This is a genomic window from Rhizobium sp. PL01, assembly GCF_033447125.1.
Classification (GTDB): Bacteria; Pseudomonadota; Alphaproteobacteria; order Rhizobiales; family Rhizobiaceae; genus Pararhizobium.
Genome location: NZ_JAWQUM010000005.1, coordinates 365,130 through 383,462 on the forward strand (window position 1 = coordinate 365,130; position 18,333 = coordinate 383,462).

The window sequence follows — 18,333 nt, forward strand, 5'->3', positions numbered from 1 at the left end:
ATGAAAAAGAAAGTTCTCACAGTCGACGATTCCAGAACCATCCGGAACATGCTTCTGGTGACGCTGAACAATGCCGGTTTCGAAACGATCCAGGCAGAAGACGGCATCGAGGGTCTTGAAATTCTTGAAGACGCCAATCCGGACGTCATCGTCACCGATATCAACATGCCCCGTCTCGATGGCTTCGGCTTCATTGAGGGCGTGCGCAAGAATGAGAAATTCCGGGCTATCCCGATCCTGGTCCTGACGACCGAAAGCGACGCGGAAAAGAAGAACCGCGCACGCCAGGCTGGTGCGACCGGCTGGATCGTCAAGCCTTTCGATCCGACCAAGTTGATCGATGCAATCGAGCGCGTAACCGCCTAACGCCAGGATTTCTCCCCATGGATATGAACGAAATCAAAGAGATTTTCTTCCAGGAATGCGAGGAGCAACTCGCCGAACTGGAATCCGGTCTCCTGAGGCTCAATGACGGCGACCGCGATCCGGAAACGGTGAATGCGGTTTTCCGTGCGGTTCACTCGATCAAGGGTGGTGCCGGAGCATTCGGGCTGGATGATCTGGTCTCTTTCGCACACGTGTTCGAGACCACGCTTGATTGCGTTCGTTCCAACAAGCTGGAACCCAACCAGGATGTCCTCAAGGTCATGCTGAAATCGGCCGACGTGCTGGCCGACCTGACCAATGTTGCGCGCGATGGCGGCAGTGTCGATCAGGCCCGTTCGGCACAGCTGATCCGGGAACTGGAAGCGCTTGCCAAGGGCGAGGCACCGCCTGCCGCAGCCCCGGTTGCTGCAGCACCCAAGGCTGCTCCGGTTGCTGCCGCGCCGGCACCTGTGGTCAGTGACGATGCATTTGTCCCGGTCACGTTCTCCTTCGACGATTTCGGCGATGATGACGCGTCGGCCGATCTTCCGGCTTATGACGTTGTCTTCAAGCCGAAGTCGGAACTCTATACCAAGGGCAATGAGGCGACGCTGCTCCTGCGCGATCTCTCGCGCCTGGGTGAAATGAGCATCCATTGCAATATGGATAGCCTGCCATCCCTCGACCAGATGGACCCGGAAGCCGCCTACTTCTCCTGGAAAGTCTCGATCAAGACCGACAAGGGCGAAGATGCCGTGCGTTCGGTGTTCGAATTCGCCGAGTGGGATTGCGATCTTGAAGTCACGGCGCTCGATACCGGCGACGTTGCAGAAGTGGCGGGTAACGACCTGCCGATGCAGCCGGTGCCGTTCGATCTTTCGGCACTCGATGATGAACCCGATGCGCCGCTTGGCGTGGTCGAAGAAGAAGAGCAGATCGCTGCCGTGCAGCAGGCCGTCGCTGCTGCCGAAGCCGCATCCAATGTCGTCCAGATGCCCGCCAGCACGTCGCGCCCTGCCGCCAGTGACAAGGGTGCAGCCGCTGCCGCCGCCCAGAACAATGCCCAGCAGGCATCTGCTGCCGCACCAACGATCCGCGTCGATCTCGATCGCGTCGACCGGCTGATCAACCTCGTCGGCGAGCTGGTCATCAACCAGGCCATGCTGTCGCAGAGCGTCATCGAGAATGACTCGAACGGCGTGTCCTCGATCAACATGGGTCTGGAAGAGCTGCAGCAGCTGACCCGCGAGATCCAGGATTCGGTCATGGCGATCCGCGCCCAGCCGGTAAAGCCGGTCTTTCAGCGCATGGCCCGGACCGTCCGCGAAATCGCCGATATTACCGGCAAGTCGGTTCGCCTCGTCACCGAAGGCGAAAACACCGAAGTCGACAAGACGGTCATCGATAAGCTCGCCGAGCCTTTGACCCACATGATCCGCAACGCGGTCGATCACGGCCTCGAAATGCCGGAAAAACGCATTGCCGCCGGCAAGAACGCCGAAGGCACGGTCAAGCTGACCGCCAAGCATCGCTCCGGCCGCATCGTCATCGAACTGTCCGACGACGGCGCCGGTATCAACCGCGAGAAGGTGCGCCAGAAGGCGATCGACAACGACCTGATCGCAGCCGATGCGAACCTGTCTGACGAGGAAATCGACAACCTGATCTTCCACGCCGGCTTCTCCACCGCCGACAAGGTCTCCGACCTTTCCGGCCGCGGTGTCGGCATGGACGTGGTCAAGCGCTCCATCCAGGCACTCGGCGGCCGCATCAACATCTCGTCAAAGCCTGGCCAGGGCTCGGTCTTCACCATGAGCCTGCCTCTGACGCTGGCCGTTCTCGACGGCATGGTCGTCACGGTTGCTGGCCAGACCCTCGTCGTCCCGTTGACGGCGATTGTCGAAACCCTGCAGCCGGATGCTGCAGCTATCCACTCCTTCGGTGCAACACAGCGGCTGATCTCGATCCGCAACTCGTTCTGCCCGCTGGTCGATGTCGGCCGCATCCTGAACTTCCGCGCAACGCAGGCCAATCCGGTCGAAGGCGTGGCACTTCTGGTCGAATCTGAAGGCGGCGGCCAGCGTGCTCTGATGGTTGATGCCATCCAGGGTCAGCGTCAGGTCGTCATCAAGAGCCTCGAGGCCAACTACACGCATGTGCCCGGCATCGCCGCTGCCACCATTCTCGGTGACGGTCGTGTTGCGCTCATTCTGGACGTCGATGCCGTGGTTTCGGCATCGCGCGGCCAGTCCCTCCACACCGAAACATCGCTCGCCGCCGCAGGGTAAGGACTATGACGCTTCTCGCAAATAATCTGACGAATGGAGGGCGCGAGTTCATCGCTTTTCGAATCGGCGATCAGGAATTCTGCGTCAACGTCATGTCCGTACGCGAAATCCGGGGCTGGGCGCCCGCAACACCGATGCCCCATGCACCACAATATATGCTTGGCGTCATCAATCTGCGTGGTGCGGTTCTGCCCATCATCGATCTGTCGGCGCGCCTTGGCATGAAGCCGGCGGACCCCACGGTGCGTCACGTGATCATCGTGACGCAGGTCAAGAACAAGGTCGTCGGCCTCCTCGTCGAGGCGGTTTCCGACATCCTGACGATCAAGGACGAGGATATCCAGCCGACGCCGGATATGTCGTCCGATTTCGAGCGGACATTTGCCCGCGGCATGCTGGCGATCGAAGGGCGGATGATCTGCCTGATCGAGCTGGAAGCCGTGTTTCCTCATACTGAAAGTGAAGCCGCATGAGCATGCCTGCCGCCTTTGACAGCAAGCTACCTCCGGACGAGTGCCTGGCGAGTGGAGAATATCCGCTGACCCGCCGCGACCTCGTGGAGATCGCTGCCATGATCTATGCTGATGCCGGCATCTATCTCAATGAATCGAAGGCTTCGCTCGTTTACTCGCGGCTTTCCAAGCATATCCGCAACATCGGCCTCAAGGGTTTTCGCGAATATTGCCAGCTGGTGTCATCGCCGGCCGGTGCCGCCGAGCGCCGTGACATGCTCTCGCATCTGACGACGAATTTCACTCGCTTCTTCCGCGAAAACCACCATTTCGAGCATCTGAAATCCGACGTCCTGCCGGAACTTCTGGCGCGCGCCAAGAATGGTGGGCGGGTCCGCATCTGGTCTGCCGCATGCTCGGACGGGCAGGAGCCCTATTCGATTGCCCTGACGGTCCTGTCGATGCTGCCCAATGCGGCCGACTACGATTTCCGCATTCTGGCGACCGACATCGACCCGAAAATCCTGGCGCTTGCCCGGGCCGGGAGTTACGACGCGACCGCGCTCGAAACCGTCAGCCCGGCAATGCGCAAGCAGTGGTTCACCGAGACCAGTGTCAACGGCCGCCAGAAGTGGCAGGTCGACGACCGGGTGAAGAAGCTGATCACCTTCAACGAACTCAACCTGATGGCCCAGTGGCCGTTCAAGGGCCAGTTCGACATCATTTTCTGCCGCAACGTCGTGATCTATTTCGACGAGCCGACCCAGATGAAGATCTGGTCGCGGTTTGGCGGTATGCTCAATCCCAAGGGGCATCTCTATATTGGCCATTCCGAGCGTGTCTCCGGCGATGCGAAGTCGGTCTTCGACAATATCGGCATCACCACCTATCGCTACACCGGTAAACCGCATGGAGGCCGCTCATGAGTGCTGCGCGCGTTCTTGTCGTTGATGATTCGGCCACCATGCGCGGGCTGATCACCGCCATTTTGAGCAGCGATCCCGAGATCCAGGTCATCGGCCAGGCCGCCGATGCCATGCAGGCGCGCCAGGCGATCAAGGACCTCGATCCCGACGTCATCACGCTCGACATCGAAATGCCCAATATGAATGGGCTGGAATTCCTCGAAAAGATCATGCGCCTGCGTCCGATGCCGGTGATCATGGTCTCGACCCTGACCCACAAGGGCGCGGAAGCCTCGTTGGCGGCATTGGAAATCGGCGCATTCGATTGTGTCGGCAAGCCGCTCCCTGGGGATCCGCATCCATTCCGCGATCTCGCCGAAAAGGTGAAGGCTGCGGCCCGCTCACAGCGAAAGTTCATCATTTCCGGCAACAAGGTCGCAGCCCCGAGCGCCGCCACCGTCAATGCGGCCTCGGATTACCGGCCAAGCAGGAAGATCGTTGCGATCGGATCGTCGACCGGAGGCGTCGAGGCCCTGATCGCAGTTCTGCAGAAATTCCCGGCCAACTGCCCGCCAACACTGATCACGCAGCATATGCCGCACACCTTCACCAAGAGTTTTGCCGAGCGTCTCAACCGCATCTGCGCGCCAACCGTCGCGGAAGCAACGGATGGCGCGCGGCTTGAGATCGGCAAGGTCTATCTGGCCCCGGGCGGTGAACGCCACCTGCAGGTCATCAACCCGACATCACCCAGCTGCCGTCTGCTGGACCGCGAACCGGTCAACGGTCATCGCCCGTCCGTCGACGTGCTGTTCGACTCCGTCGCGGAACTCGCCGGCCGTAACGCAGTCGGCGTGATTCTCACCGGGATGGGCCGCGACGGCGCGTCCGGTCTTTTGAAAATGCGCCACGCAGGTGCCCGCACATTCGGTCAGAATGAGAAAACCTGCGTCGTATATGGAATGCCGAGGGTTGCCTACGAACTAGGTGCCGTCGAAACACAACTCCCCCTCGGCTCAATCGGGGAAGAAGTCCTGAAAAGCACCGCCGCCCGAAGAGAAGGAAGCGAATAAATGTCCCTCGCGGAAAAAATCAAAGTTCTGATCGTTGATGATCAGGTCACCAGCCGCCTGTTGCTGGGCGACGCATTGCAACAGCTTGGTTTCAAGCAGATCACAGTTGCCGGTGATGGCGAGCAGGGTGCCAAGATCATGGCAGCTCAGCCGCACCATCTGGTGATTTCCGACTTCAACATGCCGAAGATGGATGGCCTTGGTCTGCTTGCTGCCGTGCGCAACAACCCGGCCACCAAAAAGGCCGCCTTCATCATGCTGACGGCCCAGGGTGATCGCGCACTGGTGACCAAGGCGGCGGCGCTCGGAGCCAACAACGTGCTGGCCAAGCCTTTCACCATCGAAAAGATGAAAGCTGCAATCGAAGCCGTATTTGGGGCATTGAAATGATCACTGAGGCTGCGATCAAGCGTGTGCATGTCATTCAGGGCGAATGGAAGGTGGTCAACGATCCAGATGTCGTGCTTTCGACCATCCTCGGCTCCTGCGTGGCTGCGTGCATGCGCGATCCGGTCGCGGGCGTCGGTGGCATGAACCATTTCCTTTTGCCGGGTTCGGCGGATGCAATTTCGTCAGGCGGCGATGCAACGCGCTACGGCGTGCATCTGATGGAGCTGCTGATCAATGGCCTCCTGAAAAAGGGAGCCCGCCGCGATCGGCTGGAAGCAAAGATCTTTGGCGGTGCCAAGACGATCGCGCGCTTCTCCAATGTCGGTGAGCAGAACGCGCTGTTTGCGCGCCGGTTCCTGATGGACGAGGGCATCCAGCTGGTCGGTGAGAGCACCGGCGGTGATCACGGCCGCAAGCTCGAGTACTGGCCGCTCAGTGGTCGCGCCCGGCAATATGCGCTGACGGGCGTCGAGGCACAAAAAGCCGTTGCTCAGGAGCAGCGTCCAAGGCCGGTTCCGAAGCCGGTCGACAATGCGATCGAGTTTTTCTAGCGCTTGGGTGAGATCCCGGGGATCATCCCGGGGTGTACTTTGGCAAGGTGTTTAGCGTAGCCGTTCGGTTGGGGTATTCCGAGCGGCATTTGTTGCCAGCGTGAGGGCGTGTAATGCTGACTGAAATGAAGAGCCATATGCCTCACGTTGATGAGGCGCTCCCGGATGTGATGATGCGCATCGTGTCGGAACTCTATGATGTGGCTTATCTCATCGAGCGGATCGAGCCGATGCTCAGCGATATTCATGGCGAGGCGGTGCTGGAATCGCCTGACCGGATAAAGGTTCTGCAGGGCATCGACCTGGCCGTCCAGAAGACCCGCGGGCTTGCGGAATTCATCGATACCGTCACGGCTGCCATTCCGCAGTCCTGGCTTGTCGATGTGACGACGGCACTCAATCTGGTCAAGCTTGCCGATATGCAGAAGTCGCTCGGCAATGGCATGCTGCGTCACGGCCATTCCCAGCCGCTGACCGAAGCGGCCGGAGACTTCGAGGCTTTTTAGCCGATACCGGCCTCTCCCGACTTAATTTTACCGCCGCCTCGACAGTCGTCTTGAGCGGCGGTTTTGTTTTTGAGCTGGTCTCAGATCGGGGGCCTATCGAGCCGATAGCGCCGGTGCGGCATGACGCTGCAACGCGCGGCCATTGCTATGTTTGGTGCAGTGCAAACAGGGCGAAGGGTCTGCTTGTCAGTGTTGGCATAGGGGCTTCTGGTGGCGCTGAAAGGCCCGTCGATCGTATAACCCCGTCCGTCGAAGCGGGGGCTAATATGACGGAATCGTTACGGTTTTCGCCGCTGGTCGCAAAAGAACGCGGAACTTTATGGCCACTGGAGGGTTATGTCGCCGAGGATCATTTCACGATCCCAAGGAGATCCCAGTGAAGAAATTTATCATCGCATCGGCGATCGTCGCCCTGTCTGCATCGTCCGTTTTCGCACAGGCAGCAACGCCTTCCGCCAATCCCAATGGCGACACGCCGGCAGTCGCAACGCCGTCTGATCAGAACTCCACCGCACCTGTCGAAGGCGCAAACAGCTTCACGGAAGGTCAGGCCAAGGACCGCATCGTCGAAGGCGGATACGCCGACGTTACCGAGTTGAAGCTTGACGACAAGGGTGTCTGGCAGGCGAAGGCGACGAAGGATGGCAAGTCCGTGATGGTGTCCTTGGATTACCAGGGCAACATCGTCGCCAAGTAAGCGCCTAAGCGCTGCAAAAATAACAATCTAAAAAACACCAGGAGAAACACCATGACAAAGACCGTTACAGGACTGTTCGACACTTATTCCGACGCGACTGCTGCTGTTGACCAGTTGAAGACCGCCGGTATTTCCGAAAAGGACATCAGTATCGTTTCCAACAACGCCGATGGCCGCCACAAGAGTGACAACGATGTTGCAGAAGACGCCGGCGCGGGTGCCGGTATCGGTGCTGCCGTCGGCGGCGTCGGCGGCCTGCTGACGGGCCTTGGCATTATGGCAATCCCCGGCGTGGGTCCTGTTGTGGCTGCGGGCTGGCTTGCCGCAACTGCTGCTGGTGCAGTTGCAGGCGCGGTGGTCGGCGGAGCCGCCGGCGGTATCATCGGTGCACTGACGGACTCCGGTGTCGATGAGCGTGATGCGCATGTCTACGCCGAAGGTGTCCGCCGTGGCGGTACGTTAGTGACGGCGAAGGTAGACGAAGCGCGCGCCGTGGAGGCGGAGGCTATCTTGAAGCGCTCGAACTGGGTTGATTTGCCTGCCCGCCGGAGTGCCTATGAAGGCCAGGGCTGGAGCGGTTTTGACGACACGTCAAAGCCCTACACGCAGGCTGAAATCGATGCCGACCGCGCTCGTTATGCAGGCCGTGCTTTGTAATCTGACATTGTTGTCTGTGAAGACTTGAATTTGTGCCGGGGCCGTCGAAAGACGGCCCCGTTTTTGCGCGTTTACCTGCAGAACGGCGGGTGGGTGCAAGCCAGGAGGCAATAGCACCGAAAGCTGCGGTGAGGAGCAGCGCATTCGCGGGAGGACGACAGCAGCCGGGATGCAGCAAGACGATGATGAAGCGCGCCTCAGTGCTGTTTTCTGGTGTTATTTTCCGACCGGAAACTGGAAATTCACGCCTGCGAAGATCTGCCAGCGCGGAGCGCCGGGGCCATCGTGCCAAACCGTGTACTGGGGTTCGATAAAGGCGTTCATGGTGACGCCCTTGTCGAGTTGCAGCACCTTTCCGAGGCCGAGGCCGACGGGGATGTAACTCGCTCCGCTTTCAAGATTGAAATTCATCGTGGCGGACGAACGGAGATAGAATCCGTCCTTCAGATTGACGTTGATGATAGGCTGCACCGTCAAAAGATTGACGTCGTCACGAAGGTCGCTGCCTGCAAACGACGTTTGATAGGTGGCGAGGCCACCAAGCAGGCCCCAGCTTTGCGGGGCGACCACAACCCCGGCGCCCCCAATCTGCCACTTGCCACTTCCCAACTCATCGCTGGTGGCAGTCGGAATAACAATCAGTGGGCCTGCTCCCAGCGTCACATCGCCCACTTTCGGCAGGATGAATAGGTCCATCAGCGTCAAGTCGCCAAGCCCTGTCACATAGCCATCGGGGATTTCGGGCGATGTGGCGACGGGTAGGGTGAACCGGATGAGCTGGGGCATTCCGAAGGCGTCGGAAGGTATCAGGCCGCGCAACAGGAACTGGTTGGCATGCTTGCCTTCGGGAACATCGATAAAACTCGGAATGAAGTAGTCTTGAAAATTGATGGTTATTTTCGGCGTGAGCGGATTGTTGGCTTCGTTGACGGCCTCATGCTCCTGCGCCGAGGCGAGCGCAGTTGTGCCAAGGAGCATGTGTATCGTCAGGCCGAGGGCCTTGATCTGTTTCATTTCGAATCTCCGGTACGCTATCTCGATATCAGATCATGAAAGGCCAGGCGGTGGGAGTCTGTAACGGTTACGAGGCATGTAACAGAGCCAGATGCTATCCATCACAAGGGGTGACGTATCCGTCTGATACCGTAACGCACTTCCCGTGCGCACATCAGGCTCGCGAAAGGCCACCCCTCCATCTTGCCATCGATCAGGCGGAGCGACATATTGGAAACCAGCGCAAACTGCGGCATGACTTCGGGCGACGTGACGTCGGTCAGTTCCGCAACAGCGGCTATCGGGGATAGACGGGAGAGCATCGTGAGACGGCATCTGGATAAAATCGGGACGCTGGCTTTGGCGTTGGCAGGGACGGCGACTTTCATTCCGAACCAGTCGCATGCGGCCGAGGGTGGCGCGGGTTTCTATCTGCTTGGCTCCAAGGGACCGGTTGCTGCGGTGATGCCGCCTGCGGGCGTTTACTTTCAGAACGACCTCTATCTCTATTCCGGCGACCTTGGTGGAAATGCCCAACTTCCGGCAGGCGGCAAACTCGCCGTCGGAGTCGAAGGCAAGGCGGCCATTGAGATTCCGACGATGATCTGGGTGCTGCCCGAAGAGGTGATGGGCGGTCATCTCGGACTTTCGGCATCGCTTCCGCTTGGCTGGAAGGAAACATCCGCTGACTTGACGCGCTCCGGCCCGCTCGGTGGTGTGACGACGGGGTCAACGACTGACGCGATCTTCACGGTGGGTGATCCCATTGTCAGTGCTTTCGTTGGCTGGGAGGCCGGCAACTTCCATTACCAGGTGGGAACGCTTGTCAACGTGCCAATTGGCGACTACCAGGACGGCGATATCTCCAACATCGCCTTTCACCACTGGGGTGCAGACGTTTTTGCCGCTGCAACGTGGTTTGACCCGAGCGTCGGCCTCGACCTTTCGGGCGTGGTCGGTATGACTTTCAATGCGGAGAACCCTGCTACCAATTACCGTACTGGCAATGAGTTCCATTTTGAGTGGGCCGCCGTTCAGCACTTCAACGAGCAGTTTGATGCCGGTTTGGTGGGCTACTACTACAAGCAAACCACGGGCGACAGCGGCGAGGGAGCAGCGCGTCCCTTCAAGGGCGAGGTGGCCGCAATCGGCGCAACCATCGGCTGGAACTTCAAGGCCGGTGAACTCCCCATCGCTGCCCGTATAAAGTATTTTCATGAGTTCGAGGCCACGAACAGGGCAGAAGGAGACGCCGTGCTCCTCACTGTTTCGATGCCACTGTCGATAAACCAGCCGGCGAATGTGGCGGCGCAGTAGCCGTCACGCAATGCGGGCAGGTGCGCCGGGGCGGTGCACGCCGATCCTGTCACGTGCCGGCCTCAGCCGTCGTCTGCTATGCAAGCGTACGGGAACTGCGATTAGCAGTTCTTCAAAGGCAACGACCTCCCTCCTGTCTTCATACCCAGAAGCAGCAAGTTCCGGCTCGCTGCCTCGTTGAGTGCGCCATCCGGCCTGCGGAAATACCCGCGCGGCCTCGGTGTCGTGCACGATCAATCCGAGGTCAATCATGGCCGAGGACGAGATTGACAGTAAGCATGCGGGTTGGGGGCAAACAAAACAGTTCAGCCGGGCCAAGACAAGTTCGCGCAAGTTTCGTTTCCTAGTGTGCCAATCGGGACTGGTGGATTTGCGCGTGATTTGACGAAGCGCCTGATCAATTCAGCAACCCGAATGTTTGGATCTGCGCATGTTCACTCCCCAGGCGATGTTGTCTGAACGGTACATGCGCCACTGGGTGCGGAAACAGAATGAATCTGTTGGATCAACTTTCGACGGTCACAAAAAACCTGGCCAGTCTCGGTCAAGGCAAGCTCATCGCGCTGGTTTCAGCCGGTGTCATCGCGGTGGCGATCGTTCTTGCGGCCGGGCTTTACGTCAACAAACCCTCCTATGAAACGCTATATGTCGGGCTGGAAAGCAACGACCTCAACCAGGTCAGTGTTGCCCTTGCCGAAGCCAACATCAACTTCGAAGTTGGCGCCGATGGGGCGAGCATTCAAGTTCCGGTCGGCATGACGGGCAAGGCCCGGCTGTATCTGGCCGAACGCGGATTGCCAAACAGCGCCAATGCCGGTTACGAACTCTTCGATAATGTCGGTTCGCTCGGCCTTACCTCCTTCATGCAGGAAGTCACCCGCGTCCGCGCACTCGAAGGCGAAATCGCCCGCACCATCCAGCAGATTTCCGGAATTTCAGCCGCTCGCGTCCACATCGTCATGGCCGACCGCGGCAGCTTTCGTAAGGCCGAGCAGAACCCGACGGCCTCGGTGATGATCCGCGCCAACGCCAATGTTGGCCGCAGTGCTGCAGCCTCGATCCGCCATCTGGTGGCGTCGTCGGTTCCGGGGCTCGGCATCGACGACGTGACGATCCTCGATTCGACAGGTCAGCTTCTCGCTTCCGGCGACGATCCGGCAAACAGCGCCATGAATCAGTCGCTCGGCATCATTCAGAACGTCCAGAAGGAAGTCGAAAGCAATATCGACAAGGCCTTGACGCCGTTCCTCGGTGCGGACAATTTTCGCGCCAGCGTTACCGCCAAGCTGAATACCGACACCCAGCAGATCCAGGAAACGGTTTTCGACCCGGAATCGCGTGTCGAGCGCTCGACCAGAGTGACCAAGGAACAGCAGAAATCCAGCCAGCAGCAGGCAGACAATGCGGCAACCGTTCAGCAGAACGTTCCGCAGGCCGCACCAACAGGCGGCGCTGCCGGACCTCAGTCGAACGATCAGACCGAGAAGAAGGAAGAACAGACCAATTACGAGATCAACTCGAAGACAGTCGCCACCGTCAAGAGCAGCTATACGCTTGAAAAGCTCTCGGTTGCCGTCGTGGTCAATCGTGGCCGGGTAGCCGCCATGATCGGCGAAGGTGCTGACCAGGCAAAGATCGACGCCTATATCCAGGAGATGCAGAAAATCGTTGCCTCGGCCGTTGGTCTCGACCCGGCGCGCGGCGACATGATTACGCTGACGGCCATGGATTTCGTCAATACGCAGCTGCTCGATGAAGCGGTTGCTGGCCCCGGTATCATGGAAACGCTGACCCGCAATCTCGGTGGCATCATCAACGCACTTGCCTTCGTCGCAGTCGCCTTCGTGGTGGTGTGGATGGGAATGCGCCCTCTGGCCCGCTCGATGGGCCTCGGTGGTCCGGGTGTGGCGCTCAACGATAACGAGCCGGTCGGCCTGGAGCTTCCCGACTTCTCACCCGCCGCGAACGGAGGTGCCGGAGGCGCTCTCATGGAAGGCTTTGGTTCTGACTTCGGCTTCGACAGCACCGACGACCTGCTCAGCCTGGGCGACGACAGCGATGGCGGCTTCAACCGTCGCGTCAAGGAAGGCCCGGAACGCAGGCTTGCCCGTATGGTCGAAATCAGCGAAGAGCGTGCCGCCAAGATCCTGCGCAAATGGGTCGCCGAAAAAGCAGCCTGACGCCGGACATGTTCTGCGGTCTCACGCAAGTACAGCCAAAACCCGCCCCTACCGGCGGGTTTTTCGCTATAGAATAACCTTGAGGCACCAGATTATTGGTAGAGTTTTCCCGAGATATGGATTTACTGTCACGCAGTGCATGCGGATATCCGCGTCTGCGGCCGGTAGTGGGATTCTGCCCTGAAAAGCTAGAAGTGTTGCCATTTTCTGTATTGCCTTCCTGCTGGGGGAAGGTTGCAAGAATCAGGCGCCGCTCGATCGAGCTAACTGGGCACCTTGAGATTCGTTATATTTAACAAACTGTTAATTTTTGTCTGGGGAAAACTCGGTTTGTCTGCCGAAATATGTGAGGCAAGGTAGGTATTGATTCTGGAGATCAGTAATATTTCAGTTTGAGTGAACTATTATTTCCATTTTTTGGCAGGCATTGCTTTGGTTTCCGTTATGTTCTCAAATTTAGACGAGTGATTTCGATGATGTATTTTCGCAACATCGCCTGTAACAAATAAAAAAATGAAAACTTGACAAAAGACGTCGATTCAAATGGCACTGATTTGTTGTGTTGTTTTCGCGCCTTATCGAACGGACCGCGCTGCTTTATCGCCGAGAAGGGGTGGGGGTCTTGTTGAAAATTTTCAAAAAAAGCTAATATTTACAATTCACTAAAATTCGATGACGTCGTGTCGTGTGGTGGAGATCCGATTTCACCCGTGGCCAGGCGCGAATCGATTCACGATTTTCTGAAAAAGTAAATCCCGATAAGAGGGCAGTAGTTTTTCGCAGGGGGGGATGTACATTTTATGTAGTGGTTCACGTACTGATTCGCGTGTGTCGAAGAACGCGGACACTTCGATACGATTGCCGGCGGCGGCAAAAACGCTTGATTGAGCACGGACGAATCCATCACGGGGGTAATGTCATGGATGCTCTACAGACAGAAGTTGCGACTTGGTCATTGCCAGGGTCGGTCGCGCGCGGTGTTGGGCGGGTTCCTTCCAAAGAGCAGCTCATTCGCAGGCTTGGCGAATTTGCCGAGCGTGGCAATCTGAGCAAGGGGCTTGCGGCGCTGACGGACTATGTGGGAGCAACCCACTATCTTCTCGCGCGCTATGATCTGTCCCAGGATGAAGGTCTGGATTTTGTCGTATGTTCGGACTGGCCGTTCGACGTCGTCAAGCGCCTCGGCAAGGTGATGTCGCAACTCCACTCCAAGACCAACGAGATGGAGAAATGCCTTTCGGTGATGCAGCCGGTGTTCATGAGCCTGCCGGATGACATTGACATCAGCCGTGGCATCAGCCGGGAATACTGCGCCATCACCTTCAATGTCGGGCGTGCCCGGTTGTCATTGATGCTCCTCTTTCCGCAGGACGTGATCCTCTCGCAGGAAAGCTTGAGGGATGTTGGTCTGCTGACCGGTTATTTCGCCAGCTTCACCACCGAACGCGGTGCGCGCACGGACCGTGATTTCGAATTGACGGAACGCGAACTCGAATGCCTCTTCTGGATCGCCGAGGGCAAGACCAGCGACGAGATCGCTGTCATCCTCGGCATCTCGCGCAACACGATCAACAATTACATCACCAGCGTGATGCGCAAGACGGCGACGAAGACCCGCTCCGAGGCCATCGCCTATGCCGTCCGCAACAATCTCGTCTAGGAGGACGGTCATGACCTATTTCCTCCCACATGCACGCGCAGGCGATGACGCCAAGGCCGGCAGGCTGCAGGCTAGGGCGTCAAAGGCGGCAACGCTCGTGGCACGGCTGCAAGCGATGCAGAAACAGATCAACGCCAAGAATTTCGCCGTTCTGCGGTTGAACGGAAACGGTCTGCCCGCGACGCGCAAACTGAGCTGCGTCCTTGACAATTGGGGCGTTGATAGCGAGGCGATGGGGCATGAACTGGTGTCCGCCTATGGTGGCGAGATGCTGGCCCACCTGGATGCGTCGCTGCTGCCTATCCTCTGGAACGGCATGGGCGAACATCAGGCGGCGGAGACGCCGGATTTCGCCCGGTTCACGCAGCGGTTCAGCGCCCGTATCCTGCCCTATTCCGGCATTGCCCTGCCGGTCAGGCTTGGCGCACAGGGCAATGGTTACGTCGTCTTCATGGGAAGCTATATCGATCTCTCGAGCGAGGTGATCATCGACCTGCACGGCCGTAGCTGCCAGATCATGACCGATCTTCTGGCAGCCGACGAACGGCGTATGCTTCCGTCGGAATCGCTCAGCGACCGCGAGATCAGCTGCCTGCAAATGGCCGGCGACGGCTATATCAGTGAAGAAATCGCCGAGAAGATGGGACTGTCGGTGCATACGGTCAACGCATATCTCGGGGCTGCGACGACCAAGCTGGATTCGGTCAACAGAATCCAGGCGATCGCCAAGGCCATTCGTCTCGGTTATATCAGCTGATTGAGATTTTCAGGCCGTCATGGCCTTGTATCCGGTCTGCGGAACTCAGCTCGCAAGACCTTAGCTTGCAAGTGCCGTCGGATAGGATTTGACGAATTTCGCCGCGTTCAGGCTCTGGGCAAGGAACGCCGTATTCTCATCCGGATCGCTGGACGGGCTTTGAAAGGCGATATGGTTGATCTCGAGACCGGCCGAGTTCTTGCCCAGAGCCAGCTGCGCATAGACGGTGACACCATCCGGCTTCAACTCAAGATCGAGCGTGATCTCGGGCTCCGTGCCCCAGTCCAGCGAATAGTTGCCGCCGATGCCGAAGTTGACGGTGCCGGGAAGAAAATAGAGTTCTGCGGCCGATGACACCAGATCCGCCAGGCTCCCATGCGATTCAAAACGCAGCATCGCGATAAAGTCGGCGGCATCGATCAACCGCAATTCCGTCGCAACAGGCCGAATTGCGTCGGCTACTATTTTCTCGCGTTGTTCCGAATATTCGCATTTTTTCATTGGGATCACGTCATCCGTTTCGGCTGCGTTGCATAAATCCGGTGAATCAGTTCGGCGACTGCCTTGTAAAACACCGGTGGAATCACACTATCCACCGAGACTTGCGCAAACATTGAGCGTGCGAGCGGCGGGTCTTCGAAAACCGGGATGCCATTTTGCTCCGCGATCTCGCGAATCTTCAGGGCGACGAGGTCCTGCCCTTTGGCAACGACCACCGGCGCATCGCCTTCCTCGCGGACATAACGCACGGCAACAGCATAGTGTGTCGGGTTTGCGATGACGAGCGTGGCACGGGGAACAGAGGTAATCATGCGTCTTCGCGCCCTGTCGCGGGCAATCGAACGCAGTCTTGCGCGGATGATCGGATCGCCCTGGGACTGCTTCAGTTCTTCCTTGACCTCCTGCTTCGTCATCATCAGCTCGGAGTACCAATGGTGCCGTGTCCAGAAGAAATCGGCGATGGCGATCACCGCTGTCGAGATCAGAATGACGATCATGATCTTGTTGAAATCCTTCGACATGCTCGAAAAGATCGTCAACGGGTCCGAGAACATCGAATCGAGTGTGGCGTAATAATCGTTCCACATCACCAGCACGATGATCAGCGAGACGACCGCGACCTTGGCAAAGGCCTTGGCGAATTCAACGATACCTTGAATCCCGTAGATGCGCTTGAAACCGCCCATCGGCGAAATCCGGTTCATCTTCGGTGCGACGCGATCGAGTACCGGGCTCGGCAGGTTCTGCAGAATGGACGACCCGATCCCGAATACGATCAAAAGTATGAAAATGGGAATGATCAAGGCGCCGGCTTTCCAGAAAAGGTGCGACACCAGCGCAACTACGTCCGTCGATGTGTTGAGGCGCCAGGCTTCCGGTTGCTCGAAGATATCCTTGAGCGATTCAGCCACAGTGGCGAAGCCCTGCGGCAGGAAGAAAACGACAAAGATATAGATGGCGACGACCGAGGCGAACATGGTGACCTCGCGCGAGAAGGGGGTGTTGCCCTTCTCCATGGCGTCGGTGATCTTTTTCTCGGTCGGCAGCTCTGTTTTACTGTCTTTGTCCTGATCGTCCGACATCGGATGAAGACCTCTTGCATGTTGCTGCAGCAGTGATCGCTGTTAAATCTGTTGTGAGCCGGGGCAGGAGGGCATGCAAGGAAGATATGCGTGGTAAACCAACGCTTCACAGAAAGTAGACGGACGCGGGCAATCGCCCAGCAAAAAGCCCTCCAACCGTAATCGGTTGAAAGGCTTTGGGTGTCGGTCCGGTCCTGAAGCGACGGTGGTGCCCGGTTAGGCGGCCACGGCTTCCTTTTCCTTCAATTCGATCTGGCCGCTCGCGGCAAGGCGAATGGCTTCCTGCGTGATCGATCGGCGGGCAATGGCGATATCGCGCGGGTTGATGCCGACGTCACCGGCTGCAAGATCCGATTCGATCATGCGGCGCTGACGGGCGCCGATCGAGGCGAGGACCGATTCGCGCAGTTCCATAGAGGACCCACGCAGGGCCATGGTGATAATATCGCCCGATACATCGTTGAACAGTTGAACGCGGCTGCGCTGCGGCATGTAGAGAACGTCGTCGAACAGGAAGATTTTTGGGCGAACCTTCTTGACCGATTCGGTGCTGAGTGTTTCCAGCGAGGCCAGCAAGGTATCGACCTGGCTCTTCTCCAGCTCGTTCATGACTTCGGCAATCTTGATCGACCCGACCGAATTCTTTTCGGCGTCCATCTCGCGCATCATTTCGACCACGCGGGCCTCGATGATCTGGGCGGCCTTGGGGCTGACGCCCTTCATGTTGACAGCACGGTTGATGATGTCGGCGCGGCTGCTTTCCGGTAGCTGCAGCAGAACCTTCGCGCCGAAAGTCGATGGCATCATCGACAGAACATAGGCAATTGTCTGGGGATGTTCCTTGCCTAGGCTCTGGGCGACGAAAGCCGGGTCGGAATCCTGCAGGCGGTCCCAGATATTGGCTTCATAGGCGGCAAAGGCCGTACGGCGGCCGAGCAGGCCGTCGACTTCATCTGGCGTCAGGCCTTCCTCGAGGATGCCTTCCATGGCCTTGGCATTATCCATCAGGCCGGCGCCTTCGGTGAACAGGTCCTCGAACTCGTTCACCAGAACTTCCAGTTCGTGGGGCGGGATCGAGCGCAGCGATTGCGCTGAAGCAATGATGCCCTGCAATTCGCTCTGCGTGAAGAATTTCAACAACTTGCCCGCGATGGGTTTGCCCATTGCAAGGAGAACCGCAGCGGCCTTGTCCATCTGGGTCAGTGGCCGGGTGGGCGCCGAAGCCTCGAAATTGTCGAAATCCATCATGGATTGATCCTCATGACCCTAACTGGGTTCAAACTTTACTGGTACCCTTGATTTCGATGAGTTTTACACCGAAACGCGTTTCGTCTTCGTCGAGGACAGTGATTTCGCCGCGGCCGATAACCCGGCCGTTGACGACGATTTCCACCGGTTCGCCAATCCTACGGTCGAGCGCGATCGTCGCACCTTCCGTCAGGTTCATCAGGCCGGAGACCTGCATGCGGCTGGTGCCGAGAACAATCTGGACGTCGATCGGGATATCCATGATCAAGTCGAGATTGGCCGTCATGCCGCTGCCGGGTTCGCCGGCAGGCTGGTCTTCGAATGTGTCGCCGCCGAATGCTTTTCCGCCGAACGAACCGGCGTCGAAGGCTGGTGCTGCCGAAGCCTGCTCCAGGTCGCCGAAGCTGCTGCTCGCGCCGAAATCGCCGCCGAAGCTGCTGAGATCATTTTCGGCTGCAAATGTGCTACCGAAGTCCGATGTCTCGCCAGTGGCGGGCGCAGCGGCAAAATCCATGCCGAAATCATTGTCCAGCCCGGTCCCGGTGGCATCGCTTTGCAGGACGCCACGCAGATCGTCGATGGCCTGATCGAGCTCGGCATCGCCGCCGCTCAGGATCGCCTGGTCTTCTATTGGTGCTTTCTTCGGTGCCATGTGCAAACTATTCCAGTTGAAACTTGCCCCAACCATGTTGCCGGGTAAGGGAGGGGGT

General features: G+C 58.3%; 19 protein-coding genes. 14 read left to right on the top strand and 5 right to left on the bottom strand.

What is annotated here, in order from left to right; genetic code table 11:
• The 10 genes from cheY1 to R6X40_RS14985 all read left to right on the top strand — a co-directional run bounded on the left by cheY1 (position 1) and on the right by R6X40_RS14985 (position 7,885).
• Positions 1-366, top strand: coding sequence for a chemotaxis response regulator CheY1 (gene cheY1, locus R6X40_RS14940; RefSeq protein WP_068951143.1), 366 nt, complete (start codon positions 1-3; stop codon positions 364-366).
• A gap of 17 nt (positions 367-383) precedes the next feature.
• Entirely contained in the window at positions 384-2,654 is a 2,271-nt protein-coding gene (locus R6X40_RS14945; protein ID WP_318414575.1) for a chemotaxis protein CheA, read from the top strand.
• 5 nt (positions 2,655-2,659) lie between these two features.
• Positions 2,660-3,127 (top strand): chemotaxis protein CheW, encoded by a 468-nt coding sequence (locus R6X40_RS14950; protein WP_318414576.1) that lies wholly within the window; start codon positions 2,660-2,662, stop codon positions 3,125-3,127.
• Entirely contained in the window at positions 3,124-4,032 is a 909-nt protein-coding gene (locus tag R6X40_RS14955; RefSeq protein WP_318414577.1) for a protein-glutamate O-methyltransferase, read from the top strand. Before R6X40_RS14950 ends, R6X40_RS14955 begins: the two co-directional genes overlap by 4 nt.
• On the top strand, positions 4,029-5,084 hold the full coding sequence (locus R6X40_RS14960) for a chemotaxis response regulator protein-glutamate methylesterase (protein ID WP_318414578.1): 1,056 nt from the start codon (positions 4,029-4,031) through the stop codon (positions 5,082-5,084). The genes R6X40_RS14955 and R6X40_RS14960 overlap by 4 nt, the downstream gene beginning before the upstream one ends.
• Positions 5,085-5,474, top strand: coding sequence for a response regulator (locus R6X40_RS14965; RefSeq protein ID WP_037105534.1), 390 nt, complete (start codon positions 5,085-5,087; stop codon positions 5,472-5,474).
• The gene (gene cheD / locus R6X40_RS14970; RefSeq protein ID WP_318414579.1) at positions 5,471-6,025 is read left to right on the top strand and encodes a chemoreceptor glutamine deamidase CheD; all 555 of its coding nucleotides are present in this window, start codon (positions 5,471-5,473) and stop codon (positions 6,023-6,025) included. Before R6X40_RS14965 ends, cheD begins: the two co-directional genes overlap by 4 nt.
• Positions 6,026-6,138: 113 nt before the next feature.
• Positions 6,139-6,531 carry a hypothetical protein gene (locus tag R6X40_RS14975; RefSeq protein WP_060500261.1) on the top strand — a complete coding sequence of 131 codons (393 nt, stop codon included), beginning with the start codon at positions 6,139-6,141 and terminating at the stop codon, positions 6,529-6,531.
• A 376-nt stretch (positions 6,532-6,907) separates the two neighbouring features.
• Positions 6,908-7,228 carry a PepSY domain-containing protein gene (locus tag R6X40_RS14980; RefSeq protein WP_318414580.1) on the top strand — a complete coding sequence of 107 codons (321 nt, stop codon included), beginning with the start codon at positions 6,908-6,910 and terminating at the stop codon, positions 7,226-7,228.
• A 51-nt stretch (positions 7,229-7,279) separates the two neighbouring features.
• Entirely contained in the window at positions 7,280-7,885 is a 606-nt protein-coding gene (locus R6X40_RS14985) for a general stress protein (protein ID WP_318414581.1), read from the top strand.
• Positions 7,886-8,101: 216 nt separating this feature from the next.
• Here the strand turns inward: R6X40_RS14985 and R6X40_RS14990 are convergent, their stop codons facing one another.
• The gene (locus R6X40_RS14990) at positions 8,102-8,899 is read right to left on the bottom strand and encodes a hypothetical protein (RefSeq protein ID WP_318414582.1); all 798 of its coding nucleotides are present in this window, start codon (positions 8,897-8,899) and stop codon (positions 8,102-8,104) included.
• Between the two features lie 303 nt (positions 8,900-9,202).
• On the opposite strand from R6X40_RS14990, the gene R6X40_RS14995 reads away from it, so the two are divergent.
• The 4 genes from R6X40_RS14995 (at position 9,203) to visR (ending at position 14,792) form a co-directional block, all read left to right on the top strand.
• Complete coding sequence (locus tag R6X40_RS14995; protein ID WP_318414583.1) at positions 9,203-10,195, top strand: transporter; 993 nt, start codon at positions 9,203-9,205, stop codon at positions 10,193-10,195.
• Positions 10,196-10,686: 491 nt separating this feature from the next.
• Complete coding sequence (gene fliF / locus R6X40_RS15000) at positions 10,687-12,375, top strand: flagellar basal-body MS-ring/collar protein FliF (RefSeq protein WP_318414584.1); 1,689 nt, start codon at positions 10,687-10,689, stop codon at positions 12,373-12,375.
• 919 nt (positions 12,376-13,294) lie between these two features.
• Entirely contained in the window at positions 13,295-14,035 is a 741-nt protein-coding gene (gene visN / locus R6X40_RS15005) for a transcriptional regulator VisN (RefSeq protein ID WP_318414585.1), read from the top strand.
• A 10-nt stretch (positions 14,036-14,045) separates the two neighbouring features.
• Positions 14,046-14,792 (top strand): transcriptional regulator VisR, encoded by a 747-nt coding sequence (gene visR, locus R6X40_RS15010; protein WP_318414586.1) that lies wholly within the window; start codon positions 14,046-14,048, stop codon positions 14,790-14,792.
• 60 nt (positions 14,793-14,852) lie between these two features.
• On the opposite strand, the gene R6X40_RS15015 is transcribed toward visR, so the two are convergent.
• The 4 genes from R6X40_RS15015 to fliN form a co-directional block, all read right to left on the bottom strand.
• Positions 14,853-15,293, bottom strand: a complete 441-nt coding sequence (locus R6X40_RS15015; RefSeq protein ID WP_318414587.1) for a hypothetical protein — start codon at positions 15,291-15,293, stop codon at positions 14,853-14,855.
• 5 nt (positions 15,294-15,298) lie between these two features.
• The gene (gene flhB / locus R6X40_RS15020) at positions 15,299-16,375 is read right to left on the bottom strand and encodes a flagellar biosynthesis protein FlhB (RefSeq protein WP_318414588.1); all 1,077 of its coding nucleotides are present in this window, start codon (positions 16,373-16,375) and stop codon (positions 15,299-15,301) included.
• 216 nt (positions 16,376-16,591) lie between these two features.
• Positions 16,592-17,623 (bottom strand): flagellar motor switch protein FliG, encoded by a 1,032-nt coding sequence (gene fliG, locus R6X40_RS15025; protein ID WP_318414589.1) that lies wholly within the window; start codon positions 17,621-17,623, stop codon positions 16,592-16,594.
• 28 nt (positions 17,624-17,651) lie between these two features.
• Positions 17,652-18,275, bottom strand: a complete 624-nt coding sequence (gene fliN, locus R6X40_RS15030; protein WP_318414590.1) for a flagellar motor switch protein FliN — start codon at positions 18,273-18,275, stop codon at positions 17,652-17,654.
• Positions 18,276-18,333 lie beyond the last annotated feature (58 nt).